This window comes from Cupriavidus malaysiensis (assembly GCF_001854325.1).
In the GTDB taxonomy this organism is placed as follows: Bacteria; Pseudomonadota; Gammaproteobacteria; order Burkholderiales; family Burkholderiaceae; genus Cupriavidus; species Cupriavidus malaysiensis.
In genome coordinates, this window is the sequence record NZ_CP017754.1 from 2,012,586 (window position 1) to 2,037,066 (window position 24,481).

General features: G+C 63.4%; 31 protein-coding genes. 12 read left to right on the top strand and 19 right to left on the bottom strand.

Annotated features, from left to right (window positions below):
- Positions 1-24: 24 nt before the first annotated feature.
- The 3 genes from BKK80_RS08895 (at position 25) to BKK80_RS08905 (ending at position 1,651) form a co-directional block, all read left to right on the top strand.
- The gene (locus tag BKK80_RS08895; RefSeq protein WP_071069064.1) at positions 25-327 is read left to right on the top strand and encodes a hypothetical protein; all 303 of its coding nucleotides are present in this window, start codon (positions 25-27) and stop codon (positions 325-327) included.
- Positions 328-1,043: 716 nt separating this feature from the next.
- A complete protein-coding gene (locus BKK80_RS08900) occupies positions 1,044-1,373 on the top strand; it encodes a hypothetical protein (protein ID WP_071069066.1) in 330 nt (109 codons plus the stop codon).
- 53 nt (positions 1,374-1,426) lie between these two features.
- Positions 1,427-1,651 (top strand): hypothetical protein, encoded by a 225-nt coding sequence (locus tag BKK80_RS08905; protein WP_071069068.1) that lies wholly within the window; start codon positions 1,427-1,429, stop codon positions 1,649-1,651.
- A gap of 153 nt (positions 1,652-1,804) precedes the next feature.
- On the opposite strand, the gene BKK80_RS08910 is transcribed toward BKK80_RS08905, so the two are convergent.
- The 9 genes from BKK80_RS08910 to BKK80_RS08950 all read right to left on the bottom strand — a co-directional run bounded on the left by BKK80_RS08910 (position 1,805) and on the right by BKK80_RS08950 (position 10,415).
- Positions 1,805-2,980: a DUF3396 domain-containing protein gene (locus BKK80_RS08910; protein WP_071069070.1), complete on the bottom strand. Its 1,176-nt coding sequence runs from the start codon at positions 2,978-2,980 to the stop codon at positions 1,805-1,807.
- A 9-nt stretch (positions 2,981-2,989) separates the two neighbouring features.
- Positions 2,990-3,730 carry a VRR-NUC domain-containing protein gene (locus BKK80_RS08915; protein WP_071069072.1) on the bottom strand — a complete coding sequence of 247 codons (741 nt, stop codon included), beginning with the start codon at positions 3,728-3,730 and terminating at the stop codon, positions 2,990-2,992.
- Positions 3,727-4,248, bottom strand: coding sequence for a PAAR domain-containing protein (locus BKK80_RS08920; protein WP_071069074.1), 522 nt, complete (start codon positions 4,246-4,248; stop codon positions 3,727-3,729). The genes BKK80_RS08915 and BKK80_RS08920 overlap by 4 nt, the downstream gene beginning before the upstream one ends.
- A gap of 179 nt (positions 4,249-4,427) precedes the next feature.
- A complete protein-coding gene (locus tag BKK80_RS08925; protein ID WP_071069076.1) occupies positions 4,428-5,126 on the bottom strand; it encodes an SOS response-associated peptidase in 699 nt (232 codons plus the stop codon).
- Positions 5,127-5,170: 44 nt separating this feature from the next.
- Complete coding sequence (locus tag BKK80_RS08930) at positions 5,171-7,099, bottom strand: reverse transcriptase domain-containing protein (RefSeq protein WP_071069078.1); 1,929 nt, start codon at positions 7,097-7,099, stop codon at positions 5,171-5,173.
- Positions 7,100-7,284: 185 nt separating this feature from the next.
- Positions 7,285-7,668 carry a helix-turn-helix domain-containing protein gene (locus tag BKK80_RS08935; protein WP_224787384.1) on the bottom strand — a complete coding sequence of 128 codons (384 nt, stop codon included), beginning with the start codon at positions 7,666-7,668 and terminating at the stop codon, positions 7,285-7,287.
- 173 nt (positions 7,669-7,841) lie between these two features.
- Entirely contained in the window at positions 7,842-8,714 is an 873-nt protein-coding gene (locus tag BKK80_RS08940; RefSeq protein ID WP_071069082.1) for a GIY-YIG nuclease family protein, read from the bottom strand.
- Between the two features lie 23 nt (positions 8,715-8,737).
- Positions 8,738-9,742: a hypothetical protein gene (locus tag BKK80_RS08945; protein WP_071069084.1), complete on the bottom strand. Its 1,005-nt coding sequence runs from the start codon at positions 9,740-9,742 to the stop codon at positions 8,738-8,740.
- 151 nt (positions 9,743-9,893) lie between these two features.
- The gene (locus BKK80_RS08950) at positions 9,894-10,415 is read right to left on the bottom strand and encodes a GIY-YIG nuclease family protein (RefSeq protein ID WP_071070763.1); all 522 of its coding nucleotides are present in this window, start codon (positions 10,413-10,415) and stop codon (positions 9,894-9,896) included.
- Between the two features lie 561 nt (positions 10,416-10,976).
- Here BKK80_RS08950 and BKK80_RS08955 point away from each other — a divergent pair.
- From BKK80_RS08955 to BKK80_RS35415, 3 genes are all read left to right on the top strand, one after another.
- On the top strand, positions 10,977-12,302 hold the full coding sequence (locus tag BKK80_RS08955; RefSeq protein WP_071069086.1) for a tyrosine-type recombinase/integrase: 1,326 nt from the start codon (positions 10,977-10,979) through the stop codon (positions 12,300-12,302).
- 265 nt (positions 12,303-12,567) lie between these two features.
- A complete protein-coding gene (locus BKK80_RS35410) occupies positions 12,568-13,668 on the top strand; it encodes an AAA family ATPase (protein ID WP_084545522.1) in 1,101 nt (366 codons plus the stop codon).
- 1 nt (position 13,669) lies between these two features.
- Positions 13,670-14,440 (top strand): DUF4435 domain-containing protein, encoded by a 771-nt coding sequence (locus BKK80_RS35415; RefSeq protein ID WP_084545523.1) that lies wholly within the window; start codon positions 13,670-13,672, stop codon positions 14,438-14,440.
- Positions 14,441-14,707: 267 nt separating this feature from the next.
- Here BKK80_RS35415 and BKK80_RS37955 read toward each other — a convergent pair whose 3' ends face one another.
- The 10 genes from BKK80_RS37955 to BKK80_RS08995 form a co-directional block, all read right to left on the bottom strand.
- On the bottom strand, positions 14,708-15,028 hold the full coding sequence (locus BKK80_RS37955; protein ID WP_418235886.1) for a helix-turn-helix transcriptional regulator: 321 nt from the start codon (positions 15,026-15,028) through the stop codon (positions 14,708-14,710).
- The gene (locus BKK80_RS08960) at positions 15,025-15,534 is read right to left on the bottom strand and encodes a hypothetical protein (protein ID WP_071069091.1); all 510 of its coding nucleotides are present in this window, start codon (positions 15,532-15,534) and stop codon (positions 15,025-15,027) included. The genes BKK80_RS37955 and BKK80_RS08960 overlap by 4 nt, the downstream gene beginning before the upstream one ends.
- Position 15,535: 1 nt before the next feature.
- Positions 15,536-17,695, bottom strand: coding sequence for an H-NS family nucleoid-associated regulatory protein (locus BKK80_RS08965; RefSeq protein WP_071069093.1), 2,160 nt, complete (start codon positions 17,693-17,695; stop codon positions 15,536-15,538).
- A gap of 14 nt (positions 17,696-17,709) precedes the next feature.
- Positions 17,710-18,129, bottom strand: coding sequence for a hypothetical protein (locus tag BKK80_RS08970; protein WP_071069096.1), 420 nt, complete (start codon positions 18,127-18,129; stop codon positions 17,710-17,712).
- Complete coding sequence (locus BKK80_RS08975) at positions 18,126-18,668, bottom strand: deoxynucleotide monophosphate kinase family protein (RefSeq protein WP_071069098.1); 543 nt, start codon at positions 18,666-18,668, stop codon at positions 18,126-18,128. The genes BKK80_RS08970 and BKK80_RS08975 overlap by 4 nt, the downstream gene beginning before the upstream one ends.
- A gap of 9 nt (positions 18,669-18,677) precedes the next feature.
- Positions 18,678-18,902, bottom strand: a complete 225-nt coding sequence (locus tag BKK80_RS08980) for a hypothetical protein (protein WP_071069100.1) — start codon at positions 18,900-18,902, stop codon at positions 18,678-18,680.
- Complete coding sequence (locus BKK80_RS37745) at positions 18,899-19,024, bottom strand: hypothetical protein (RefSeq protein WP_257786752.1); 126 nt, start codon at positions 19,022-19,024, stop codon at positions 18,899-18,901. Before BKK80_RS37745 ends, BKK80_RS08980 begins: the two co-directional genes overlap by 4 nt.
- Positions 19,021-19,182 carry a hypothetical protein gene (locus tag BKK80_RS36310; protein ID WP_157903185.1) on the bottom strand — a complete coding sequence of 54 codons (162 nt, stop codon included), beginning with the start codon at positions 19,180-19,182 and terminating at the stop codon, positions 19,021-19,023. Before BKK80_RS36310 ends, BKK80_RS37745 begins: the two co-directional genes overlap by 4 nt.
- Positions 19,179-19,616 carry a hypothetical protein gene (locus BKK80_RS08985; protein WP_071069103.1) on the bottom strand — a complete coding sequence of 146 codons (438 nt, stop codon included), beginning with the start codon at positions 19,614-19,616 and terminating at the stop codon, positions 19,179-19,181. The genes BKK80_RS36310 and BKK80_RS08985 overlap by 4 nt, the downstream gene beginning before the upstream one ends.
- A gap of 747 nt (positions 19,617-20,363) precedes the next feature.
- On the bottom strand, positions 20,364-20,810 hold the full coding sequence (locus tag BKK80_RS08995) for a hypothetical protein (RefSeq protein ID WP_071069107.1): 447 nt from the start codon (positions 20,808-20,810) through the stop codon (positions 20,364-20,366).
- Positions 20,811-20,928: 118 nt separating this feature from the next.
- On the opposite strand from BKK80_RS08995, the gene BKK80_RS37960 reads away from it, so the two are divergent.
- The 6 genes from BKK80_RS37960 to BKK80_RS09020 all read left to right on the top strand — a co-directional run bounded on the left by BKK80_RS37960 (position 20,929) and on the right by BKK80_RS09020 (position 24,310).
- Positions 20,929-21,210, top strand: a complete 282-nt coding sequence (locus BKK80_RS37960) for a transcriptional regulator (protein WP_084545525.1) — start codon at positions 20,929-20,931, stop codon at positions 21,208-21,210.
- Positions 21,211-21,332: 122 nt separating this feature from the next.
- Positions 21,333-21,647 (top strand): hypothetical protein, encoded by a 315-nt coding sequence (locus BKK80_RS09000; RefSeq protein ID WP_071069110.1) that lies wholly within the window; start codon positions 21,333-21,335, stop codon positions 21,645-21,647.
- Positions 21,648-22,199: 552 nt separating this feature from the next.
- Positions 22,200-22,586 carry a hypothetical protein gene (locus tag BKK80_RS09005; RefSeq protein ID WP_157903186.1) on the top strand — a complete coding sequence of 129 codons (387 nt, stop codon included), beginning with the start codon at positions 22,200-22,202 and terminating at the stop codon, positions 22,584-22,586.
- Positions 22,583-23,596 (top strand): hypothetical protein, encoded by a 1,014-nt coding sequence (locus BKK80_RS36315; RefSeq protein ID WP_157903187.1) that lies wholly within the window; start codon positions 22,583-22,585, stop codon positions 23,594-23,596. The genes BKK80_RS09005 and BKK80_RS36315 overlap by 4 nt, the downstream gene beginning before the upstream one ends.
- Complete coding sequence (locus tag BKK80_RS09015; protein ID WP_071069116.1) at positions 23,593-23,901, top strand: hypothetical protein; 309 nt, start codon at positions 23,593-23,595, stop codon at positions 23,899-23,901. Before BKK80_RS36315 ends, BKK80_RS09015 begins: the two co-directional genes overlap by 4 nt.
- Complete coding sequence (locus BKK80_RS09020) at positions 23,888-24,310, top strand: hypothetical protein (RefSeq protein WP_071069118.1); 423 nt, start codon at positions 23,888-23,890, stop codon at positions 24,308-24,310. The genes BKK80_RS09015 and BKK80_RS09020 overlap by 14 nt, the downstream gene beginning before the upstream one ends.
- Positions 24,311-24,481: the final 171 nt, after the last annotated feature.

The following is a 24,481-nucleotide window of genomic DNA, read 5'->3' on the forward strand; positions in this document are numbered from 1 at the left end:
GGGTCCCACCCAACGGAGAGAACGATGCACCACCTGACAACGAAATACGCACCGGACGAACGTGTGGCGGCGGTGGTGCGCCGCACCGGTTGCACCGAGCAACAAGCGGTCAACGAGCTGATCGCGGAGGAGGGCGGTGTGGACGACGCGGTGCGGAACCTGAACGGCATGGCTCGCACCACGGGCGACGATCCGCGACTGCTCCCCCGGGCTGACTGGCAGACCCAGGCGCGCGGGACGAACGACGCCGAATACGAGATCTACCGGACGAACGCGGAATCGCTGGGCTGGCGGGTGAAGTCCTACGACGAGTGGCTCAACAGCTAACCCCCAGGCCGTGCCCAGGCACGGCCCGTCCCCGCACGCTACGGTTTGACGGGGACGGCAGCACGACGTGGCCGGCGGACCGACTGGCCGCTACCAGGTCCCGGTGCGGGTGGGCCCTGGCAGCGGGGGAGCGGAACGCGCGGGGGCGTTCCGCCAACGTCAACACCGCCCGGGGACCCGGGCACTCGAACGGCAGGCCTTCGGCCTCGATCGCGGGCAGGACGTCGTCCCCTGGGCGAGGGCGCGGAAGCGATCGACCGGGCCTCCGGCCCCGGGGTGTTTCCCTCGGGTCCGGTACCACCCTCGGACGGTGTCCTCGTTCGGCTCGCCCAGCACGTCCTGCCCGACCAGGCGGCGCGCTCTCGCGCGTCGCAACGCTGGCACCGTGCCTGGGCACGGCTTGACCATCCCCCCCCTGCACAGCATTTCCCCCGGAACCGCGCACGACGCACCACCCAGTCCACGGCATCGCGATGCGTTCCCGCGCTGGGTGCGGGTCCATTCCCCTGTTGCGCGACTGCTCCCTTTCGCCTCCCGACCGACGTGTAGCCCAACCCGTTCCCCTGTTGGGGCAAGGCACCGCTGGCGCTCGTCGTCCTCTCCCGGTCCCTTCGGGCGTGCGGCATCCGGCGACGGCCTGGCCCCGGTTCCCGGGCTGGTCTGTTCCCACGTCACGGCGAAAACGGGAAGCAGAACCCACTCACAGGAGAACAGACATGACCCGCACCCAGCAACGCATCGCGACCACGAACGTCCTGGCCCAGGACGTTCCCTTCTCGATCCCGGCTCAACAAAAAGCAGATGTGGTGAAGCTCGACCGCGACACCTGCCTGCGCTACGACCTGACCGGTGGCCCGGTTTACGTCACGCGCGAGGCTGCAGAAAGCCCCTACATCGAGCAGGCGCTGGAATGGTTCACAGATGCACCGGGCAGCATCGAGACCGGCATGACGGTGGTCATCGCCCCGGGCCTCGAATGCCTGTTTGGCTTCGACCCGCACGCCTCGAATCGGGACGCGTTTTTCCTCTACATCTGGAAGAACTGAGCACCCAGCCGGGTGCTGCGGCGCCCGGCATCACCACCACGAGGACCACGACGATGACCCGCACCCCCAAGACCCGGACGCTTTACTCGGTCCGCTACTACCGCACCGGCCACGTGATCGGCACCGCCATCGGGCACAAGGCCCGGCTGGTCCCGCTGCGGATCGCCAGACGCATCGCGCGGCGCTTGCGCCGGAGCGGGCTGGAGGTCCAGCTCGCGTCCATGGTCGTGCGCCTGACCCCGGCGCAAGCCGAGCACCTGGCGCGGCGCTACGGGTAGGGAGCGGACCAGACGCTGGGCCGTGCCTTGGCACGGCTTGACGTGCAACAGGTGGCATGAGAGCCTGGTCGTACAGCAACGGCGACCGGTGATCTCCTCCCGCCGGTTGCGATGCTCGAAGGGCCAGCGAAACGCTGGCCCTTCCCATTGGCGCTACGCGGACCGGCCCGGCAGGCCCATGCGCTCCCGGAGCTTCTGGGTGAGCGTTTCGATGGCGGCGCGTTCGTCCGTCACCTTGGGCGTCTTGTGCAGCTCGACCCACCAGGTGCTGATCTGGTCCTCCGGCACGTCGAACCGGCGCAGCCAAGTCTCGGTGGCCACCACCGTGTTCAGGAGCGGGGAGGTGCTGTCGAGCGTCCCGTCCTGCAACGTGTCGATCGTGTCGGCCACGATCGGGCGCAGCGCCTGGTTGAGGATCACGTACGCGGGCGGCGGCAGGACCGGCTTGCCCGGACCGTCGGAGATCCCGGTTTCCGGCGCGGCACCCGCCTGGATGATGAGGCCACCGTCGCCCAAGGGCTCGCGGATGAACCAGTCCGGCGGGAGCGCGAGGGACGACGCACCGCCGACCTCGCGGACCAGCTCCGCGTCGAGCGCGTTCAGCCAGTCCACCGTCTTGATCTTCGTGTAGAGCTTGCGCACGTTCACACGCGCGGGGTCGCCCACGTCGACGCCGGGCCCGAAGCGGCGGGCGTAGAAGAACTCGCTGGCCTCGTTCGGGCGGCGGCCCATCGGGGGCACGTTCACCGCAAACCCGGCGTGACCGTGGACGGTGGGCAGGGCCTCGGCGAAGGCGTTGAACATCGCTTGGAACCGAGCGGGGCGGTGCACGAGGAACGCACGCGGGACGGTGAAGGACACCGCATCCAGGCCGCGCTTGCGTTCGGCTTTCCAGTCGCTCAGCGCGAACACGGTGAAATCGTAGAAACCGGTGGCGAGCTTGTGGTCGGCGCTGGTCATGGCCACGGCCAGCGTCTGGTTGGCGGGCACCGACGACGCCAGGCGTGCGAATCCCGACGGGTCGTAGGCGGTCGGGTCCTCTCCCTCGGCGTACAGCCAGCGCAGGGGGCCGGTCTTCGACGGCTCCTGGCCGGCGGCCACTTCGCTGGCGTGGTGGTACTCGTCGATCACCGCGCTGTACTGCTCGAAGCAGCTCACGAGCGCCTTGCGGACCTCGGGGGTGCACCCGTTGCGGAAATACAGGGCGCCCCGGACCACCAGCGCGGCGCCGGTGATCCCCTTGCGGTGCGGGGGCTCGTAGAGGCCATAAGGCATCGTGTCCGCGCGGCGCGGATCCTTCGCCCAGGCTTCGATCTGATCGTTTGTCATGGCGTCAACTTACCAGATGGGTGGGGCGGGGAACGGGGCAGGGCCTGGCGCGACCGGCGGAAGCGGAGGGCCTCCGGGTGCGCTGCTGCCACCACCGTACAGATCTTCGAGGTCCGTCTGCGGCGCGCGTTGCTTGGACGACGAGGTTTGCTTCTCCCCTTCGTCGTCGCCGCACCCGCACTCGGTGGCCCCGAGGTGGGCAAACTTCGCCGGACTGCCCGCGATTTCCACGTAGTCGGCCTCTTGGTCAGGGCCGTACCGGTCCCCGGGGAACTTCATTTCGACGACCGTCTTAATGTTCGATTGTACGGGCGGCTGGGTCGGGTCGTTGACGATCACGACGTCTGGGCGTCGCACGTCCCCGGACTGGTACTTGGTGCCCTTGCTGGGCCACACGTCTCGGATCCACTGGCGGATGCTCGAATGCGGCTCAAGCGGATCGTCATAGTCCATGATCGGAGATGGGGGCTCGGTGGTCATGTCGTACGGCTGCTCCGGGCGGTATTCCGTCGGAGCGCCCGTCTCCATTTTCGAGACCTCGTTCGCTAGGCCCAGACGCTGTTCGACGCACTTCTGGCGCTGGACGCGTCCGGACTTGGTGGCGACACCGATCTGCCGGCATTTGCAGAACGTGCGGCACAGGACCTCGCGGTCCTTCGGCGAGAGGCGGGCAGCGCTGGCCCCGACCTGGGTGGTCTGGCCTTCCGGGCTCATCCCGCCGGACGACGATCCGGGGGCGTACCCAGTCATGCGTCGGTCCCCGGCTGGTGGAACGACAGGGACGAGGCCTGGTGCCCTTCGAGCCAGTCGGTGAACCCGTTCGCATCGGTCTTGCCCTGGACCACGCGACCGTCGGACGACGTGACGGTGTACGGGTGATTGGGGAGGGGCTGGCGCGTGGCGTCGTCGACCACCTGGAATCGTCCGCGCTGGGGCGTGTCCTGGCTGGCTTGCGACAGCACGCTCTTGCCGCCACCGATCGACCCACCGGGACCGCTGGTCGGCTCGGCCGTGGCGGTGCTTTGGCTGGCGATCAGCGATGCGCCGCAGGCGGTCGTGTCACCTTCAGAGGCAACGGGCCGCCCGTCGAAGGTCATGCCCAGGTTTTTGACGCCGACGATCGGGTAAATGCCGCCGCACTTCGGGCAGGAGACCTTGTCGCCAAGCAGGGCGAGCGGTCGACCGTCAACCTTGTTTTCCGGCGCGCAGGCGAGAACACGACCGCCGTGCGAGGTGGTGTCCCCCTCGCGAATGAACGCAAAACCCATGCCGCATACCTCCCTTCCGTTTGGTCGGAGGAATGTAGCACAGCGGGTTTTCCCGTAACCATCCTGTCAACGTTGACAGGGCGCGGGGCGGTGTGGGAAGGTCCGGCCAGCAGCGCGAACAGGCCCGTCAGGGCTGCTGCAGCGTGAGGGAGGCCGGCCACAGCGCCGGCCTTCGTCCGTCAGGCGTTGTCGATCGGGTCGTTGAACGTCGGGCTGTCGTTCCCGCCACCGCTGCGATTCACCCCGGGCGTCACCTTGTGCCATCGGAAGGCTTCCGACGGCTTCACGGCGTTGTTCGCCAGGTGCACCGCCTCCTCGTAGGTCGTGGCGGGGTCCAGCCACACCTTCGCTTCGTCCAGCGTGAGGACCAGCGGGCGCCGATCGTGGATGTCGCCCAGCAGGCCCTCGGCGGCGTCGGTGACGATCACGAAACCGTCCACCACGCCCGGTGTGCTGGGCGGAGGGGCACCTTCGCGTACGCTCGACAGCCCGGCGAAATACGTGGGCGGCCCGTTGGCGGTCTGGATGAACCACGGCTGCTTGTGCCCCGGCTCCCCGGTCCACTCGTAGTAGCCGTCGCAGGGGACGAGCACGCGGTGCGCTTTCCACATCCATTTCCACGCAGAGCTGGAGGACTTGTCCAGGCGCGCGTTGATCATCATTTTCTGCTGGCGCTCGACGGCCCAGGCGGGGCGGTAGCCCCACGTTTGCAGACGTGGACCGTCGGGGGTGATGACCGGTTGCTGGGTGCCGGGCGACACGTTCCAGCTCGGCCGGAACAGGTCCGCGTGACCGCGCAGGCGCGGGTCGTTCTCGTCGGTGGCGAGGGGCACGACGTAGAAAAGGTCGCCCTGACCGCGGGAGTAACGACCACACATGGATGTCTCCTGGTGGCAAACGGACAGCGTAACCTATACCGGGCTTAGGCGGCGGGCTCCGCTGGTGCCACGGGCGCGGCTGGCGCTTCAGCAGCCGCAGCCGGTGCCGCTGGCTCTGCGGCAGGCACGTCCGCAGGGGCAGCCACGTCAGCGTCGTACTCGGCCAGCCAAGCGTCCAGCTCAAGGACGCATAGGCATTCGTTGTTGCCGGCGTCTTGCTGCGCGCCCTGCTGCGCGACCCCGGCCACACGGAACAGTTCGTCAACGACGGGACCGCCCGAGTTGCCTTTACGGATCAACTGATTGATTTCAAAACGCTGTAAGCCCGTGCGTGGAAAACGCGCAGTCACGATCGCGGGTTCAATGTTGGCACGTCGACCGTTGTTCCAGTTTGGGAAGCCGATGAGGTGGGTCGGCGCATGACGATTGATCGGCGCTTCCATCCCTGAGAAGTGACGATGATCCGGCGGCGCGCCTTCGAACTCGAGCAGCGCCAGATCCCGATGTGCATGCCGGTGCACGACGCGCAGAGGCCATCGCTGACCCGAGACTGGATCAATCGCGGTCACGTTCAACCCCTGCACGGCTGCTTCGTTGATGTCCGTCGTGAACGGGATTTCTTGGGCGTTCGGACCGTCCCCCAACTGGTATTCACCTTCGGCCCGGAAAACGTGATCACAAGTGATCAGCCGGTTGCGTTGCTTGTATGCGAAAGCGGTGCCCTGACCGCCCACCATGGTGGGTTGCCCAGGGACGGGTGGTTGATAGTCCGCGGCCCACTCCACGACAAAGACCGCGCGTTCTGCGTCCTCGACGTTGCGGACGATCGCTTCGACCGGCAGCGTCGATGCGGCGAAGTCCGCGTTGCCGTCGCGCTCCCGAGCCACTAGTCGGTTGTATTTCTCGGCCAGACGCGTATAGATCGCGTCCGAGTCCCCACGAACCATCCGAACGTACAGCAGTTTTCCCCAAAGAACGTTTTTCAGCGCCGGCGTTTGCCCAGTCCGAGTTTGCCGCTTCCACGGACGCTTCTCATACGCGAGGGTAGTGCCGTTGGTTACGCGTTGTTCCCATGCGGCTTGGGCAGCGGCGTACCCGTACCTGTCCCAAGCGTGCAATGCGCCGCGAATCTTGTCGATGAAAATGCGCTTGACGTTAGCGAACTCGTTGATGACGATGCCGGTGACTTCCATGCGACGGCGGCGCGTCGACATTCGCGTCTTGGACGGATTGATCTGGAAGTTGTGCTGGTTGATGATCCCAACCAGTTCTTGGCCGAGCGTGACAACGCCGCTGTCGAAGGTGCAGATGTTCGACGGCAGCGCTGCTCGAGTGGGCGCCGAAAAGCTGAACGTGATGTCGTCCGCGTAACGCGTGTAGGTGGCTCGGTGACGCTTCGCCAAGGCCATCAAATCACGGTCCATCGACCGGCACACCTGGTTCGACAGAAAAGGCGAGGTCGGTGCGCCTTGCGGCAGCTCGTTCCCGACGACGCACATCTGCGCCAAGACTGTGGCGACCTCGTGGGAATAGTTGAACGGAGGTTTTTTCAGTACACCACGCACGCGGTAAAAGCTGATCGACGGGAAGAACGCTTCCAGGTCCAGATTCAAAACGAACGTTGGGCGTCGCTCCAGATGCCTGCGTGCGTTGGTGACGATGCTGCGGTCTTTGATGAATGCGTGCGCGCATGGCTTCGGGGTTCCTGCGCGCTCGTACAAATGCGCAAGCACTTTCTCCTGCAGAACCTTCAGCCGACGACGGGGCTCACGGATCAAGCGAAAACCGCCGCTACGTTTCGCCATCAAGAACGCTCTGTACGGCGGATGCGGGTATAGGATTTTCTGGACTTGCTCGTATGGGACGCCAAGGACGCCGGTGGAAAACACGTGGACGTCCATGCGCTCCCAAGCGTCCATCAGGTCCTGGTTTTCAACGAGGGCCTGGATCAGGATGGTGTTTGGAGTGTTCATGGAAGGACAAGGCCGCCCCGGGGAGCTTTCTCCTGTACCTGCTGCGCGCAATCACGGACAGTCCGGATGCCCAGCGGATCGGGGATACCATGCTGCAAACGTCTGCGTTAACGCGAACGAGATTAAGTGGTGCCCGGAGCGGCAAACGATTTTAAGGTCTGATGTTACGCCGCCGCAATGGGCTCTCATTCTCGGTGTTGCTCTTTTTTGAGCAGGGACGCCAGATGGTGTGCCGATTTAAGGACGATCGCACGTTGGGCCGGGGCCAGTCCGTTCAACGAGGCGATGAGGGTGCGGGCTTCATCGGTGGGGTGCACGGACGCGGAGGTGAGGATCTCCTCGATCGGCACGTCGAGCACGTCGCAAAACATCACCAGCCGTTCGATGGACATGGCGACCTTGCCACTTTCGAGGCGCGAGACGCTCTCCTTTTCCAGGCCGAGTTTGTCGGCGAGGACAGCCTGGGTCCAGCCGCGGGCTCGGCGCACAGCAGCGAGGCGCTGACCAATCTCCTGGACCATTTCCTTGGCACTTCGCTCTACCGCCTTTCCCACAACCAGAATCTCCAAAGCACGTCATTTGATGACGTGAAGTGTGGCGTCTGGCTGTGCGTTTGTAGATGCTGCAAAGTGCATCTGATGACGCAATGTGCATTTTAAGCGCGTTTTTGCCGAAAAAAAGCGTGCATAAACCCGTACCTCCACACCCGGCGCGGGGCGGCGGGGTGGTGGCGGTTCAAGCGCTAGGCAGCGGGGTCTTGATTCACGCGAGCGGCGCGCTCGCGGGCCAGCTGCTCCGGGGACTTGTCCGCGGCGATCGTTCCGGTGGGCGGCTCGATGGTGTAGTCCCCCCGCACCAGACGAGGAGCAGGTGCCGTGGCACGGGTAGAGACGGTGGGTTTGGCGGGCGTCGACGTGCTCGATGCAGGCGCTGGCGGTGGCCCTGATCGGTCGATCGCGTCCAGTTCGCGTTGGCGCTCTGCAGCGGCGGCGACGTATGCTGGGGATTTCATGGCCCGATCGTCGAGGACGCCCTTGGCGACGAAGGCGAGGATGAAACCCAGAATCGCGCCCCCGAACAGACCGCCCATGAACGTGGCGCCGGGGAAGCACGCGATCACGAACCAGACCGTGACGCACGACCATCCGTAGACGGACCAGAATGAAGGGAAGCACTTCGCCAGGCGGGGCCCGTAGCGCTGCTCCACGGCGATCCTCAACCCGGCCTTCCGTTGCTCCTCGTCGCGGGCCCGCTTCTCGGCTTCCCGGTGCTGCCGGGCTTGTTCCTGGTAGGCCGCCTGTTGGCGCTCCTGCTCGACACGGGAGAACTCGTTCCGGGCGAGGTCGCCGGCGGCGCGCTTGATCGCGTTGATCGCCAGCTCACGCGAGCACCGGAACCATTCCTTTCCCTCGCGGTGCTTGCGCAGGCGCAGGTGGCCCTCCCGTTCGACCGCTCGTGCGTCGGGCACGTGCGTCGAGTATTCGACCACCACAGGATGGGGCGAATGGGTCCCGTTGAGCTGCGCCGCGCGTTCCTCGGGCGTCCCGGTGGTGAAGCCGACCTTGACCAGGCCGGGCATCGCCTTGTTCGACATCACATAGACGTAACCTTCCACGGTTCCCTCCGCTGGGGACGTGTTCAATGCAGGTTGTCGGCGGCCTGCCAGATGGTGGCGAGCTGGGCGTGGCCATGCGCTTTGGCCTGGGCGGCAGCGGCGAGCGCGGAGTGCAGCGGGGGCAGCACAGCGTTGTAGGCGGCGACGGCACGCGCGAGGCCCTTGCACGGGCCCATGTCCGGGATCACGTCCCCGACCTTCACGGTGCTCCCGTCCAGGCAGGTCCCTCGCCACTGGGCGATGCGGGCGTTCAGGGCGTTCTCCGCCGACGCTGCATCGGCCTGCACCCGGTCGATCGAATCGTCGGCGATCGAGATCTGCGACTTGTCGACGCCCATCTGTCCGACGATCACGCCGGCCTGGCCCTGCGCGACACCGTTGCCGGTGGCTTCGAGGCGCTGGGCGCGATCGAGCTTGGCCTGCTCGGCGGTCACGGCGTGCTCGTAGTAGGCCTGGGCCCGGGGCAGGCGTTCGAGGTGCTGGTGGGCGCTCGCGACGAACTGGTTCAGGCTGTCCGTGAGGGCGTTCACCTGGCGGTTGAGCTGCTCGACCCGCTGGCCCCGTTGGCGTGCGGCGATGATCGGCTGGCCGGCCTGGTTGAGCTGGGCCACCTCCTGGTCGAAATCGGAGGGCTGACCTTTGGCGAAGTGCTCGACACCGGTCTGGGCACCGTTGGCCACCGTGAGGTCGATCCCGTCGCCGGTGACCGACCCGCTGAAGTTCTGCCCGATGGGCAGGGGCGTTTCCAGGACGGTGAGGGTGATGCTGTTCCCGTCGACCGATCCCGACACGTTGGCGCTGCTCGACGTCAGGGTGCCGTCGTTCTTCAGCCCGGCGTGGCGGAGCGTACCGGTGAAACGATGGTCGGGCGTTTCGGTGATTTGCAGGAGGTCCGCCTGGTTGCCGAAGTGGGCCACGTAGGACCCCGAGACGGAGCGGTCACCGCACCCGGCGAGGAGCAGGGTGCTCCCCACGATCGCCGTCACGCACGTCGCCAGGCCCCGGCCTTTGCGCTGTTGGTCCTTCATCCCCGCCCCCGATCTCGATTGGTCCCACCGTATTGTGTGAACAGTATAGCGACAGCGTGCGGCACCCGGACGGGGCGAGCGGGGTGGACCTGCCTTGATGCGCAGATACCGATGAACCATCAGCGTGTGTTGCACAGGTCCGGGCCACGGGTCAGTGGGTGCGGAAGGTGTTCCAGGTGTCTGTGTCGAGGTGCATCGAGGCCATCACCTCGAAGAGGTACAGCTCAAGGTCGTTGTCGATCTGAATGTATGCGATCGACATTTCCCGCAGCCGGCCCTGGGCGGTGAGGAAGACCTCGCGAAACTGCTCGTCCTTCATCGCCTGGTCCCGCTTCATTTCGTGCGGGAAGTCCATGCTCGCCATTTTGTAGACCAGGCTGGCGGCCGAGTGGGTCTCGAAGTTCAGGTGTTGCAGCAGGCGTTTGATGACCCCACGCGAGATTCCCACGTAAACGGGGCGGTCCTCGTCGAGGAACACATAGCAGCCGGGGAAGTCGGTGCTTCGGTCGATGGTCTCGCCGATCACCGACAGCGCGCTCTTGGCCGTTGTGTACCCGACGAAGGTGTTGGCTGGAATGGGCGATTGGAGGGCGGCCTTAAGCCGTTCCAGGTGAGCGGGCAGCACGGTGGCGGCCAGCTCGTCGAAAGTGTGGGTGCAGTTGTCGATCGGCATGCGGGGATCAGCGGGGTGGAGGGGAGAGACGCCGATCATACCCGGGCATACGGGGCATACATGGGCTCGAGCCCACCGTGCGCGGAGGAGCCCCTCTAAAGTATGCCCAAGAGGCTGGGCATACTCGACGGAACCGGCTCCCGATCGGGGCAAAACCCGGCCAGCAGGGCGTTCCGGGATGCCGCCAATAGCCCGCACCAATCTGTATGCCCGGTGTATCAGGATATTCTATTTTGGCTGGGCATACAGCCTGAAACGACCGTCCTACAAGGGCTCAGTGTTTTACACCCCGATAATGCTGCATCATCGGCGTATGGCTGTCCTTGGACGGTTTCTTGACTGCTTGATCCACGTTGGCTTTTTCCTGCTTTTCCTTGTCTGGCATGGCTTTCGGCGGGGTTCGGTGGGCTTCTTGCGCGATCTACATATACCGTCCGCACCCGTCCTCACGCCAATGCACTCGCGCCTTCAGCGTAGCTTTTTGGCGAACGGTCCTAGGAAACCTACGCTGCGTGCGTGTGTCCCACTTCCAGGAAAACCTACGCCGAGAAAACCTACGCCATGCAATTCGATGCCCGAGCTGCGAAGCTGCTGCAACCAGGCGAACACCTGGTGATCGCCGATTGTCCAGGCCTCCGGTTGGAGGTCAGTGCCACGCGCCGTAGCTGGATCTACCGCTACAAGTCTCCGGTCGACGGGCGTATGCGCCAATCCAAGATCGGCGCCTGGCCAGCCATGTCACCGGCGGCGGCTATCGTCGAATGGGAGCGGCTTCGGGCCGCCCGCGATGGTGGCGCAGATCCCGCTGCAGAGAAGCGCGCGGCACGCACCGCAGCTCAAGGCAAAACAGCCGATAGTTTACCGCACGCCGCTGACTACACCGTCCGTCGGCTGTGCGACGACTACCTGTCCGGATACATCGAGCGCCGGCGGAAGAGGAAGGGGGCGGACGAGGTCGGGCGTATGTTCAACAAGATGCTCGGTGGTCTAGGGAGCGTTCGCGCAGACAGTATTACTCGTGCCCAGGCATTTGACTTCCTGGATGGCTTCGCGAGCATTCCTGTGCAGGCCGCCAAGCTTCGTGCCGAGCTCGGCGCCGCTTGGGACTATGCGTTGGACGCGGGCCGGCTGTCGGATACCGTGCCTAACTGGTGGCGGCAGGTGATGAGGGGGCGACTGCGGAGCAAGGGCAAGCGCATTGAGGGCAAGTCTGTGGGCACTGCCAAGCGCGTGCTGACGCCCAAGGAGGTCGGCGAATTGGTCCGGTGGATGCCCAACTTCAGTCGGGTGGTGGCGGATGCGCTGACGCTCTACCTTTGGACCGGCTGCCGCGGTTCGGAAATCGTATCGATGGAGGTACGTGAGCTTAGCGAGGAGCCCGATGGGCTCTGGTGGACTATCCCGAAGATGAAGACAAAAAACTCACATCGGGACGCTGCTACAGATTTGCGCGTACCGCTGATTGGCCGTGCGGAGCAGATCGTGCGTCGTCGCAGGGATATTGCTGTGAATGGCTACTTGTTCCCAGTGCGGCAGACTGGCGATAGGGCGACGGTTGGCCATATTGAACAGAAAACGATTCAAACCGCTGTTCATTACCATCAGCCCTATTCGAAGACCAAGCCGAAGTCGAAGAGGCCGAGGCTGACCATCACGCATTGGGCTCCGCATGATCTACGGCGAACCCTACGGACTACCTTGACGGCGCAGGGTTGCCCAACCGATGTGGCCGAGGCAATCATTGGGCATATGCAGCCTGGTGTGCAGGGTGTCTACAACCTTCACGCCTACGACCACGAGCGACATGCTTGGCTCAAGCGTATCTCAGCATATTGGGAAGCGCAGGCGGCTCACGGAGGTGAATTTTTGCTGGCGGTTGCTCCATGAGTGCTTCAGGGTTAAATGGCTTGTTGCGAACCCGCTGAACACTTCCTGTCATATGCAATCTCTCGACACGTATCAGGAGATCGTTGAAAATGTTCAGTCATTTGGATTCTTGGGGGCGCTAAGTACTAACCAGGCTGCGCGCTGGTCACGGTGCGTGTCTTCATCACGTTGTCATGTGCGGTGGGTATGGCATCTGGCAGTCGAGGGATGAATGGTGGCGAGACATTAGTGCAAGATCTTTCGAAATCTTAATCTGCGAGTGTGCATGCGAATTAATTATTTGACGGTTAATGGGCTTTTTGGGAAGCCTGGTGTCATTACCTATTGGTTTAATCCGGATTTGAATATTCTGACTGGACGAAATGGGGCGGGGAAAACAACGATCATAAAATTGGCTTGGGCTTTAATTAGCGGCAATATATTGCTCGCCCTTCGGGAGGTGAATTTTAAGTCGTGTACTGTTGGTACGGATGAATATACTTGCACTGTCATTCGAACGGGGTCCGTGCATTGCAGGATTGAGTTGGAGATCGATGGGGAAAGTCATGTTCTAGAGGACGACGATGAGGAGCCTGACGGTTATTGTGAATATGCTGAGGATAAGGCTCAATCACGTATGGTCGGTAGGGGGGGGTCCATTTTCTTCCCTACATTCCGTCGGATCGAAGGTGGATTCTCTATAGCGCCTGCCTCTTCGAATCGACCTCGAGGTGGCACGAAATCAGTTGGTGAGTTGGAGGAGTCGCTGGTGTCGGTTTCTCGCAAGCTCTCGAATGAAAAGCATTCATTCATTGCTGCATTGTCCAGTCAGGACATCGTGAGTTTGCTCTTGAAAAGGTACACGGCCTTATCCGAGGAAATAAACGCTTTTCAGGGGGACGTGACCAAAAGCGTTATTGAAAAAATTCGCCAATACGAGAAAACACAAAACAATCGACAGGATGCGGATGCTCTCCTCTCAGAAACTCGAGCGGAAATTGAGAAAATAGAGGAGTTTAGTTCGCGTACGCTGACTCCTCTTAATGGGGTTCGAGATCTCGTGGAGAGATTGTTTCAGCACTCTGGCATATCCTTTGGAACTCGATTGAGCTTTGGTGATGCCGCCGCCGCAGTGACAAGCGATGCATTATCGGCGGGTGAAAAGCAAATGCTCAGCTTCATTTGCTATAACGCATTTCATAAGAACTCCATTATATTTATTGATGAGCCGGAGCTTAGTCTGCATGTCGATTGGCAGAGAAGGCTTTATTCGATTCTTGAGTCGCAAGAATCGGGCAATCAGTTCATTTTCGCAACACACTCTCCCTTTATTTACGCAAAATACCCAGATAAAGAGGTTAGCGTTGGTATCGATAGGGGGGAGTAATATGAGTTCCGAAAAGGCGCGCCCAACGGTGGATGAGATCTATGAGATCCTTAGGCGGACATCCCTTCCAACGGTCTTGGTGGAGGGGAAGGATGACATTATTTTTTACCGTTCTGTTGAGCATGAGTTACGTGATTTAGATGTTGATATGTTCCCGGCTGGTAATAAGGATGCTGTGCTTGAGCTTAGGAGGAGAATAAAAGAGAATCCCATATCGGCTCCGGTCGTTTTTGTTGTTGATAATGATCTTTGGGTGTATTCGATTGCGGGGCGGCCGAGTGGCATAGAGGACCTTATTACTACAACGGGATATTCAATAGAGAACGATCTATTTATTGATGGCGATCTCGAGAGTTTTCTACGTCCCGATGAGGTGTCTGGATTTAAATCTGAATTAAAGCTGTTCTTGCGGTGGTATGCGCTTTCAATTAATAGAAATATTAATGGGTTGCCGTCAAGTTTTCGCACGCATGCGGGCAAAGTTTTGGACGACAAGGCTTTCTATGAGGCGGAAATGACCCTGCAAGAGGGGGAGGTCTATCCGGAAGCGTTGCTCGAAGAAATTCAATCCAACTATGGCACCCTGCTGAGAGGGAAGTCACTGTTTGCTTTGCTCCTTCGCCAATTATCGGGAAAGAAGCGAGATGTGAAGTTTGGAGGTAAGCAATTGATGGAGATTGGGGCGTCTAGAAAGGGCTCTCATTTTCGGAGAATTCAGATCTCGGTGAGGAAATCTGTGGAGCAAGCCTTGGGTACTCTGCCGGTTTCGTAGCGGGTGCGCTGGTGGGGCCTCTAGGAACTCCGTTTTTGCAAATAATAAGTGTGCCTTCGTGCAGTCCGCATTTGCGAAGCCACGTGCGACCCGCCTAGGCAGCTTCCACAATCCAATATGGGCCCGGAAGAGACGTCCGATCGGGGGGGCAATCCCCGTCTCGTCTCGGTTATTCGCACCGCTGCCGCTGCATTATCCGTTGCTGATCTCGCAATGGTTGATCTCAGTAGCATCGCTTCGCGTGGATTGCATTGTCAACTCTGGAGGTCAATTGCGCCGGCTTGTGTTGGGCGGTGGCGGCAGTTCTGAGACTGGACGCGTTTCGGCCCATTCTTCGAGCTCTCTAATGAGCCACCCGACCCGATGCTTCGACAGAAGGCGAGGCTTCGGGAATGCTTCTTCGCGCACCAACTTCTGGACACTGGTTTCGGACAGGGCAACGATTGCGGCTGCCGTTGACAGGTCCACGTAGAGGGGCTTCGCAGAGACCGGCGAAATCGCTCTCCTCTTGCTTCTTGAGTCGCGTCCATTCGGCATGGGCGACAGTGAGCTATCAGACGGCAGTGGGGCTGCGCAATTGACCGTCATTGCGCTACTCCAGATGGCGCCGAGGGTTGCATATCCGATACTCTCCAGCAAGTGTCCTGCGCTAGCCGACGGACTTCGCGCACGTAGACGGCCGTCGGGCCTTCCTCACAGTCATAGATGGCCAGGCAGAACCACCCCTTGCCGGCGGGTGACTTTGGTGCCCAATCGGAGAAGTCGCCGGCAGGCCCGAGGTAGCGCTCACACGCTTTGGCGGGCAGCTCGTCGTCTTCCATCACAACAGACTTGACGTCGAAGCCATTGGCAAAGGCGAACCAATCCAGACGGAAGTCTGCGCCGCGCTGCGCTGGCAGCGCCGGGTGGAAGAAGTAGCCGTGCTGGTCTCGTTCGACGGGTACGGGCTCCAACAGCGTGCGTACTGCTCCGGCAGCGCGAATGATGCGGGTGGCAATGTGTTCCAGATGCGTTGGGCGCATCCGGACGCTGCTCGGGCCTTCAAGAGTGCCGCCGGCGTTGGTGGCCATCTGCAGGAGGTCGAGGTTTTCCATGTCACACCTCCTCGGTAGCAGGTTCGGCCAGCAGCTCATCCAACGCTTTACCACTGGCCAGCGCGGTTTCTATCCAGGCCGGGCGCTTACCGCGCCCGCTCCAGGTGTTGCCGGCCTGGTCGCGGTACCGCACAGGGCGAAGCCGCGCCACCGGCTCGGTCGGAGGTGGGCTCGATTCTTCGGTGGCGTCTTCGGTCGAGGCGGTGGAGGGCTCCTGGTCTGGGAGCGCGGCAGCCGATGCGCCCGGGCCGCGGAGGATCGCCGGTAGCCAGCGGCGGCCGACCAGGCGCTCTTCGGCGGCGCCGATCTGCGTTTCCTTCTTCAAGCCGGCGATCGCGTCGGCGGCCTCCTGGCCGGCGGCCTCGCGCACCGCCTCGAGGCGGCGCGCCTTCGGTACGCTGGCCAGGTATGAACCTGCGGTCGGTGCCCACCAGTCGGCCATGTCCAGGTCGACTGCTGCGGCGAGACGGTGCGCCTTCGCGTGGCCGTGGGCGTCCTCGCGTTGCTCGACCGTATTGATGCTGTGGGCGACGCAGACGGCCAGGAGGTCGATCTTGTCGACGTGGCTCAGTTCCAGCAACCAGGGGAAGAGTTGATCGCGATCACGCGGCAGCCGCTCCTCCCACGCGCCGATCAGCTCGTCCATGCGCGTCCAGGCGGCGCACCCCTCTAGGTCGGGCGCCATGCCTTGCCCACAAGTACGAATGTTGGTCAGGGAAACCTTGGCCACTGAGTCGTAGCGCGCGAGATCGTCGACGGCGTCGAAAAGGGGAGGGACCAGCGCATAGAGCAGTTCGGCCAAGGCGACGCACGGGTTGTCGGCGACCAGGGCCTGCAAGGCTGAAGTGCGATGGGCTGTCAGCTGCGTGACCAGGCGTTCGGACAGAGGGCGCAAGGCTTCCGGCTCGCCCTCGCCTGGCGCGGCAGTGGTTGCCCTACCGGCGTCGCCGGGGTCCGCGTCGCTGGGCTCGGCCGCTGTGGTGCTCTTGGCCTTCTTCTTGTTCTGCTCGGGCCTGATCAGGCCTCGGTGGATCGACAGTTCGCCCGTCATGTCGATTCGAACGATCACGCCGGCTTTGGCCTTCTGCCGGTCGGTGAAGATCTCGCGTCGCGCTTCCACCTCCTCAATGCGCGCCTCGACGCTGCCGAGTTCGGTCGACAGCGCTTCGTCCTCGATGTCGAGCGCTTGGATCTTCTCGTCCAGCACCTTGGCTTGCGCCTGCAGCTCACCGAGTTCCGCCTGCTCCTCGTCCGTCAGGTCGCGCTTCTTCGGCTGGCTTTTGCCGAAGAGGGTCATGTCATGGAGGCTGATGCTCTCGTTGGCCTCGACCCAGCTCCAGCCCTCCTCGCGCACGCGCTCCGCAACACCTTCAAGTTTCTCCAGGGCCAAGCGTTTCAGGAGCGAGCCATCGCCGATGTACCCTCCGCCATCGCTGAACAGGTCACGGAGGACGGGACCTCCGGCCTCCTCGTAGGCATCGAGGCCAACGAAGCGGGCAAGGCGGTCCGTCTTCGCATTGATGGCGCCTGGCTTGGCGATTGCCGCACGCAGCATGTCGGGGCGCGTCTGCCATTCACCTTGGCTCTTGGCGCGCTTCCACACCTGTTCCTGCCAGGCGTGGTCGTCCGTGATAGCCAGCGCCATCAGTTGATCCAGGTTCAGCTCGCCATCGCGGTAGCCCTGCACCAGGCGCGGGGAGACGTTGGCTAGCTTGAGGCGGCGTTGCACAGTTAGCGGCGTCGCGCCGAAGCGTGCGGCGATTTCCTCGATCGAGCTGCCGCTATCGATCATGCGCTTGAAGGCATCGAACTCGTCGGCCGGGTGCATCGCCTCATGCATGTTGGCGGCTACGCTGATCTCCTCCGCCTGGTCGGGGTCGGCCACCATGCAGAGGAACTCGAAGGACTCTGGCAGCTCCCCGGTGCCGATCCTCAGGTGCGCACCCTCCAGGCGAGTGCCGCCGTCGATCACCTCGAAGGCGGGGGCGTTCTTCTTGCGGCTGACGTGCGGGATGATGGTCAGGTTCTCAATCTGACCATGGGCGACCAGGGAGGCGCCTATCTCACGCACGCGCTTGCGTGGCCGGTTGCGTTGGTTGCGCGGCGAGATGATCAGGTCGAGTGCGCGGATGTGAAGCAGGTCGCCAGGTTTGTGGCTCATATCGGGCTCCGGGGTCAGTCGATGATGGTGTCGCCTTGCGCCTGCAGCTGAGCTTTGACGAGGGCGTGGGCGAGGTTGAAGGCGTCGAGGCGGGTCCGGCCGAGGGCGGATTCGACGTGCGGGGCGGCGGCGCGTAGGGTCAGCTCGTCCAGCCGGCTCAGGGCCACCATGCCCGTCCGCTCCCAGCGGCCGAAAATGGCGGCCATGGCGCGGCGGGCGGAGTGGATCTGGATCAGCGCATCGGGCGCACGCTGTGCGGCGAGGGCTACGGCCAGCACGTCCAGGAGGCGCGTGAGCCGGTTATAGCTTTGGGTCGTGGGCGCGTGGATGAAGGCCACCAGGTCGGTGGCGAACGTCAGCCGCAGGCGCGGCTGGGACACGGTGGGCTTGGGTGGACGCACTCGGCGCGGATGGTGGAGATGGCGCGTGCTCACAGGCCACCTCCGGCGAAGGCCTTGTCGCCGACGATGCGGTCGAGTTGGTCGTAGAGCTGGAACAGGCTGCCATCGTTGTGGATCTCCTGGTCGCCTTCACGAAGCTGCACGCCGGCTCCTGGAATGCGTGCGTGGGGGCTGGCGGCATCGGGCCGCACCAGGTGGATCAGGTAGCCGCCGCGGTCGCGGATCATGGCGGCTTCATCCTCGCCATCCACGTCGAGGAAGACGACATCGAGCCCCGCCAGGCTGTCCAGCTCGCGGGCCGCCAAGTCGGTCCACAGCGAGGCCTTGACGTGCGAGCGGCCCCACTCGGTGCCCAGCGACTGCATCAGCTGGTGCGGCGAACGGCCGATCCAGTCGATGGCGTTGTGCTCGGCCGCCGGAGTGAAGTGGGCATCCGTCAGGCCAAGCCCGGCCTGCAGCATCTGGCGCAGGGGCGTGGCGAAGTCGAGAGGCAAGAAGCGGTGCGCTTCTGCCAGGTAGGCGGCAGCAGTTTCCTTGCCGGATCCTGTGCGGCCGGTCAGTCCAATCAGCATGGTCTCTCCTCAGTCGAGGTCGTTCGCCTGGCGGCGTTTGTGGTCGATGAAGTCGGGATCGAGCCGGGGCCGCGCCGGCTGGCGGCGGGCTTGCTCGCGAAGGAAGGCGCGGCGGCTGCGCGCCAGCTTTCTGCGGATCGCGGGGATCTCGACCTGCTCTTCGGGTCGGCCGGAGCCCTTCACGCGGAGGAACTCCGCGATCAGCTCGGCCTTCGAGATCCGGCGCGCTGTCATGCCGGTACTGCCGTCACGCTGCGTGCGCCGCGGTCCAGGGCATCCAGGATCGCGTCGCAGGTGGAGCGGAACAGGCCGGAATAGGTGAGGCGGCCGTCGATGGTGACGTGGACGTGGATCATGCCGACCTCCCATCCGAGGTGGGGCGGATCGCGCTGGCCGCTTCGTCCATGGCCGTGGCCAGGCAGGAGATGGCCACCAGTGCGATGGCGATCAGCGTGGCGACGAGGAGGCCGCGGTTGTTGCGCGTGATGCGCGCGTGGCGGTCGCGGGCGTTCATGCCGTGGCCTCCGCCGGCGCGGCGAGCGCCGCCGCCGCTTCGCGATGGGCCTGCTCTAGGTCTGCGAGGCGTGTCATCACGCGGACGGTGAGGCGGCCCTTCTTGAAGTAGGCATTGGCCAGTTCGTAGTCATCGCGGCCGACGAATTTGAAGCCCGTGAGCAGCAGTGCGCGGCATAGCGCCCGCTCTTGAGCGACCGACATCCCTCCAAGCGAGAGCCTCAGTCTCTCGCGGAACACGGGGTAGGTGTGCTCGATGCAGATGTTGGCGCCGGCAGCCTTGATGGCCGGGAGGTCTGCCTCCAGCAGCGCCAGGGCCGCCGCCATGTCCTTAATTTCCAGTAGGCGCCCGCGGTGGCGGCGCTCCTCCATTGCCAGAGCCTGCTGCGGCAGGGGCATGGCCATGATCTGCTCGTAGGTCGGGTGCTTTGCCATTTCGGACTCCTTCCTCGCTTGGTCAATCGGGTCAGCCGTTCACTTGCGGCTAATATTAGCCGTGGGCTTTTGTTTTGACAATAGCCTTGGGCTAATGATCTGGTGCTGAGAGGGAGGAGGGAACGGAAGAGGCTCGCTGAAGCGGGCTTCGGGCTGGGGCCTGCCCAGGTGGGGGCGGGCTCTGGCACGGACGTGTCTGATCAACAACTGAACTAAACTCGTCCGGATGGACATCCAAGAAACGAGACGCAAGCGCCTTCGCCAATGGCTGGAGGGTCGGTCAGTCCCTCGACGGGAGAGGAGCTATTTTTCGCAACTCTTGGGCGGCTCAGCGTCGTTCGGCGAGCGCGCAGCTCGACGGCTTGAGCGTGACTACGGGATGGGGGACGGATTCCTTGACCAGGAGAGTCAAGAACACGCAGCGGCATGCTCGTCGGCGATAGACCTGGACGCACGGCCGCAGATGTCCGCATGGCCGTTTCAGCGCATTGCGATCTCCGCGTACATGGCCCTTTGTGCCAAGACGCGCGAGGACATCGAGGACTACATCGAAATGAAGATCTCGAAGGAACGACGATGATCTCGGGTGTGGCAGTGAGCGCGTTGGCCGGCTTGATGCAGGCTCTACCGCATTGAAAGATCCCTGATCTGAGGCTTTGTTCTTATCGTTGTTACGTCGGGCCAGGCATGAATCGCTAGGGGCTTGTACTGTCCCGCCGAGCTTTCCACGCAGCTAGCTCGATCACCTCAGCCGGCGGACCTCGAGGCCGTCCGGTGGTGACTTGCTGCGACAACCTTGATGGCCCCGAGGGCTTCGATACGCCCTTCGCGATCGAGGCCTTCAAGAATCGCAATCGCCTTGCGGATGTGAGGGTCCGGGTGCGCACTCCTTTGCGGGAGATCGAGCGGTGCCGGAGTACTTTGCTGCTGGTGATGATCTGGGCCCTCCGCATCAATGGACGTATGGGGGTTGTCAAACCACCCCAGTGGCAGGTCGCATCGCTGCTCGAAAGTCCTTGCTAGATCATCCCCAATCGTTCGTGGCTTGCCTGTGGCGCTGTGAACCGCGCGGGTCTTCAGTTGACTGATCTGGGCATGGGACTTCCCCACCGCGTTTGCCAACGCTTGCACCGTTCCGAACTTGCCGATCAAGAGAAGCAGGTTCTCGTGTCGGATCTCGTCGATGGTCTTCATTTGGATGCTGGCGATGTCGCTGATCAGTAGGTCAGGACGATTAGATAGCCGCCAGCTAACAAATGGAATGTGCTGTAGGCTATTGGCAAAATGAAAGCCGGCGGCTAATATTCGGGGCATGGATCTGAGAACCTATCTTCGTGCCGAGCGGGGGAGGGCGGCCGAGCTAGCGCGGCATCTTGGAGTAACGCCGACGACCGTGAACGAGTGGGCGACCTTACGAAAGCCGGTTCGAGAGTGCTATGCACCGTTGATCGAGGGCTGGTCGCATGGAGCCGTCCCGAGGGAAGTGCTTCGACCGCTGGATTGGCACATTGTCTGGCCGGAACTCCGGCTCCGCTCAGTCGCTCCCGCCGATACGTGTTGGCAATCCTTGGCCGCAGCTTGCTGCATCCAGTAGTGCTGTAGGCGAGCGAACAGGATGGTTGGTGGCATCGATGTGGAGGGCTGGAGCGATGTCGCCATCGTAGGCGCGGACGTGTTCCGGTGCATTCGTTGATTCTTGAACAGGATGGAACGGCCATGAATGACAAGGCATTCGTCATCGAGCGGGAGTCGTTGCTGACGGCGACGTTGCGGGACGCGTGCAGGGACGCGGCCAAGCGCCGTGCGCTCTGCGAGGCGACTGGCTGGGACGACACGATGCCCAACAAGGTCGCCAACGGCGCCGGCGTGACGCTGGAGAAGATCCACGCGATGCTGGACTCCCTGGGCCTGGTGGTGACTACGCGGGCCTATATGGACTACCTGGCGCGCGGCAATGAGATCGGTTCCTCCTGCCTCTGTGCGCGCATGAGCATGGGTGCTTGCGGGCGTCACCTGCAGGGGCCTGTTTGACTCCACCATCCCGCAGTCAGCCCGCTGCCGCTCGGCGGATCCCCGTTGAAGGTCCGCGCTTTCTCGCGGACATGACCTGCTGCAAGTCCTGGCGCGTTGGTGCTGGCTTTGCCTGCAGCCGGCCACGGCAAGTCTGCTGTGCCTGGCACCGCGCCGAGGAAATCGCTGCGGCGGCCGGTTCGGACAAGGCATGGCAAGCGCTGCAGGCCTTCGCGTCGCACCTGCTGGGGGAGTGCGCATGGCCGCTGGCGGATGTCTGCTGGGTGTTCCAGGCGGCGGGACAGCCGTCAGCACTGGCGGCGCTGTGCGCCAGGCGTTGGCAGTCCTTGCCGCCGAAGGCTCGGGCGGGCTATGCCGCCGATGTGGCAGCAGCGGTGGCACACCATCGCGCTGGCACGCGCCCGGTCCTGGCCGCCGCTTTCCTCTCCACCTTCCACACACTTTGTCAGGCCGCCGTAGTGCGGCCGTAATCGTTTCTGACATGGCCTATTCAAATCAGTCTTTTGGCGCGGGAAGATGGGACGTTTGCAACCCTTCGATAAGGACCCTTCCATGCACGCCCACATCCCCGTTGGCATCTATCTCAATGCAGCAGAACTCTCGGCCCTGGCAGGTGAGGGGGCCGACCTATTTCATTTCTACACATTTGGCATTCGCGCCTTCATGGACCTCGAAACCGGGCGCGTCGGCGGAACTGGCAGCACGTTCTCATACCAGACCATGAAGTTTCAGACGATGCGTCCCGCGCGGCCCGGTGTTGGCGGCGTTGCGCATGACGTGCAGAAGATGAGACGGATGCTTGCCCGGTTGGTTGAACTCGGCCTGCTGGAAAGGCTTGCGGATACATCGCACCGTCTCGAATTGCATTGCATCAAGGCAGACCGGGTCTTGATTGACCAGGAACCAATGGAGGAAGAAGAGCCGTGTCGAGATTTGTGATCGACGACTCCGAATGGGAGGCCATGCGCAAGGTGGACATCCTTGCGCGCAATCTGTATTTCGCGCTGCGCCGGCGCATGGACTTTAAGACAGGCATTGTTGGCGTAGCCGGCGCTGCGGTCTCCTGGTGGGCACTGCGTGAAGATCTGGAGGTGCCGGGGCGGCCTGGGGTGAAGCGCATTCTGCCGTCGGAGCAGCAACTGCGTCGCCGTGTGGCGCAGCTCGAAAAGGAGGGCCTGGTGGAGCCAATCGGGACCAAGCTGCGGCTGCGTTTTCGCTTGTGCAAGGCCCTGGTGGATAACAACGACCCGAAAAAAGCCGGAGTATGTGCAGCAGTACCCTCCAACGACCGCAAAGCCATGCGTGGCAAGGGAAAGCGCGGTTATTCACAGGGTAATTCAACGCCGCAGGCCGACACACATCAGAGTACCGGTAACTACTTAACCCTCCCCAACCCCTCCCACGCCTGCGGCGCGGAAGGGATGACTATCGAGCCCCCCACGCCTGCGGCGCGGGAGGGCGGGCAGGGCCCCCATGCATCGCAAGCGGAAGGGCCGGGGCTCTCGGAGGCGCGCCACGAGCCCGCAAGCGCGGTGGGAGAAAAGCGGCATCCAGATGAGGAGCCTCGGCCTGCGATCGGGTGGGAGGCACATCTGGCCTGGCCGGTGCGCATTCCGCCTGCCCATCGGGCCTACGTGGCACGAATGCTGGCACGGGTACCCGATCGTCTGCGCCAGGATGTCCTGGACGAATGGCAGGGCATCTGCGAGACGACCGAGGTGCGCCACCAGTGGAAGATGCTGAATTTCATCGTGAACCGCGCGCGCGGAGAGGACTGGGTGCCCGATCACGTCGAGCGTGTGCGTGCGCGGCGACAACATGCGCGCGACGCTCGCGCCGCCGAGCGGGAAGCAGCCCTGTCCCGTGCCGGCGCGCCCGCGCCATCCGGGCCGCCGGAGGGATGGGCGGCGAACCTGCAGGCGCAGCTGCGTCGACGGGGCAGCGCATGATGGCCGAGCAGGGGTTCCTGGAGGCGGCTGCGCAGTTTCCGTTGCGCGCGGCCGGTCGTGATCGCTGGACGTCCCGCGCCGCCTTCTGGACCGCGGTCAGGTTCGGGGGCGATGGGCTGCAGGTGCACGCCTGGCCGCAGGCGCGGGAGCGGTGGACGGAGCTATGGGCGATCGCGACGCGGGAGCACCTGGCGCCGATTCCGGGTGCGCCAGAGGTGGGTGCCTCGCCGTCGACGGTGGCGGCCGAACAGAATCTGGCGCGGATGCGCGCCATCGTGCAACGGGGGAAACATGTACACCGCTAAGCCGCCGGCGAAGGTGGCGCGAATCGAATCGGCGCTGGCCGACTATCCGGACTACGATGCCCTGGACAACCTGCTGTACGACTGGTTCTGCTGGGAGTGCGCCGAACCCGGGGCACGCGGTTTCATGGGGCAGGACAAAACTTGCTCCCGGGCGCGCAGCGCGCGGCAGTGGCAGTCCACGGATGAACTGCTGGCCGCGGACGTGTTCGCGTGGCAGATCCAGCAGGTGGCAGCCGCCATTGCGGAACTGGAGCCCGATGCGCAGCTGGCGATCCGGATCGAAGCGCGCAACCGCATGGGCCCGAGCGTGTGGCGCAACCCGCGGGCCGGGGCGGGACAGGCAGTAGCGTATGCGCGGGCCAAGCTGCAGGTGGAGCCGCTGTTGCGTCGGCGCGGGGTCGAGTATTGACAGCGCGGATTTGGTGCACTACATTCCGGTTCGTGGGCGGCGCTCGCCCACAGAAAACGTAAGCCCGCTCGGTTAGCTCCGCGCGGGCTTTTTGTTTGCGAGCGTGTCCGTCAGGTCGCGGGTTGCCGCAACTGTGTTGCTTCGGTGAAGCGGCGGTCAAGACGCGGGGGA

What these genes read in the sequence shown, in the direction of transcription:
- BKK80_RS08895 (WP_071069064.1), top strand. Translation starts at nt 25, where the DNA reads ATGCACCACCTGACAACGAAATACGCACCGGACGAACGTGTGGCGGCG.
- BKK80_RS08900 (WP_071069066.1), top strand. Translation starts at nt 1,044, where the DNA reads ATGACCCGCACCCAGCAACGCATCGCGACCACGAACGTCCTGGCCCAG.
- BKK80_RS08905 (WP_071069068.1), top strand. Translation starts at nt 1,427, where the DNA reads ATGACCCGCACCCCCAAGACCCGGACGCTTTACTCGGTCCGCTACTAC.
- BKK80_RS08910 (WP_071069070.1), bottom strand. Translation starts at nt 2,980, where the DNA reads ATGACAAACGATCAGATCGAAGCCTGGGCGAAGGATCCGCGCCGCGCG.
- BKK80_RS08915 (WP_071069072.1), bottom strand. Translation starts at nt 3,730, where the DNA reads ATGACTGGGTACGCCCCCGGATCGTCGTCCGGCGGGATGAGCCCGGAA.
- BKK80_RS08920 (WP_071069074.1), bottom strand. Translation starts at nt 4,248, where the DNA reads ATGGGTTTTGCGTTCATTCGCGAGGGGGACACCACCTCGCACGGCGGT.
- BKK80_RS08925 (WP_071069076.1), bottom strand. Translation starts at nt 5,126, where the DNA reads ATGTGTGGTCGTTACTCCCGCGGTCAGGGCGACCTTTTCTACGTCGTG.
- BKK80_RS08930 (WP_071069078.1), bottom strand. Translation starts at nt 7,099, where the DNA reads ATGAACACTCCAAACACCATCCTGATCCAGGCCCTCGTTGAAAACCAG.
- BKK80_RS08945 (WP_071069084.1), bottom strand. Translation starts at nt 9,742, where the DNA reads ATGAAGGACCAACAGCGCAAAGGCCGGGGCCTGGCGACGTGCGTGACG.
- BKK80_RS08950 (WP_071070763.1), bottom strand. Translation starts at nt 10,415, where the DNA reads ATGCCGATCGACAACTGCACCCACACTTTCGACGAGCTGGCCGCCACC.
- BKK80_RS08955 (WP_071069086.1), top strand. Translation starts at nt 10,977, where the DNA reads ATGCAATTCGATGCCCGAGCTGCGAAGCTGCTGCAACCAGGCGAACAC.
- BKK80_RS35410 (WP_084545522.1), top strand. Translation starts at nt 12,568, where the DNA reads ATGCGAATTAATTATTTGACGGTTAATGGGCTTTTTGGGAAGCCTGGT.
- BKK80_RS35415 (WP_084545523.1), top strand. Translation starts at nt 13,670, where the DNA reads ATGAGTTCCGAAAAGGCGCGCCCAACGGTGGATGAGATCTATGAGATC.
- BKK80_RS37955 (WP_418235886.1), bottom strand. Translation starts at nt 15,028, where the DNA reads ATGACGGTCAATTGCGCAGCCCCACTGCCGTCTGATAGCTCACTGTCG.
- BKK80_RS08960 (WP_071069091.1), bottom strand. Translation starts at nt 15,534, where the DNA reads ATGGAAAACCTCGACCTCCTGCAGATGGCCACCAACGCCGGCGGCACT.
- BKK80_RS08965 (WP_071069093.1), bottom strand. Translation starts at nt 17,695, where the DNA reads ATGAGCCACAAACCTGGCGACCTGCTTCACATCCGCGCACTCGACCTG.
- BKK80_RS08975 (WP_071069098.1), bottom strand. Translation starts at nt 18,668, where the DNA reads ATGCTGATTGGACTGACCGGCCGCACAGGATCCGGCAAGGAAACTGCT.
- BKK80_RS08980 (WP_071069100.1), bottom strand. Translation starts at nt 18,902, where the DNA reads ATGACAGCGCGCCGGATCTCGAAGGCCGAGCTGATCGCGGAGTTCCTC.
- BKK80_RS37745 (WP_257786752.1), bottom strand. Translation starts at nt 19,024, where the DNA reads ATGATCCACGTCCACGTCACCATCGACGGCCGCCTCACCTATTCCGGC.
- BKK80_RS36310 (WP_157903185.1), bottom strand. Translation starts at nt 19,182, where the DNA reads ATGAACGCCCGCGACCGCCACGCGCGCATCACGCGCAACAACCGCGGC.
- BKK80_RS08985 (WP_071069103.1), bottom strand. Translation starts at nt 19,616, where the DNA reads ATGGCAAAGCACCCGACCTACGAGCAGATCATGGCCATGCCCCTGCCG.
- BKK80_RS08995 (WP_071069107.1), bottom strand. Translation starts at nt 20,810, where the DNA reads ATGAAGACCATCGACGAGATCCGACACGAGAACCTGCTTCTCTTGATC.
- BKK80_RS37960 (WP_084545525.1), top strand. Translation starts at nt 20,929, where the DNA reads ATGGATCTGAGAACCTATCTTCGTGCCGAGCGGGGGAGGGCGGCCGAG.
- BKK80_RS09000 (WP_071069110.1), top strand. Translation starts at nt 21,333, where the DNA reads ATGAATGACAAGGCATTCGTCATCGAGCGGGAGTCGTTGCTGACGGCG.
- BKK80_RS09005 (WP_157903186.1), top strand. Translation starts at nt 22,200, where the DNA reads ATGCACGCCCACATCCCCGTTGGCATCTATCTCAATGCAGCAGAACTC.
- BKK80_RS09015 (WP_071069116.1), top strand. Translation starts at nt 23,593, where the DNA reads ATGATGGCCGAGCAGGGGTTCCTGGAGGCGGCTGCGCAGTTTCCGTTG.
- BKK80_RS09020 (WP_071069118.1), top strand. Translation starts at nt 23,888, where the DNA reads ATGTACACCGCTAAGCCGCCGGCGAAGGTGGCGCGAATCGAATCGGCG.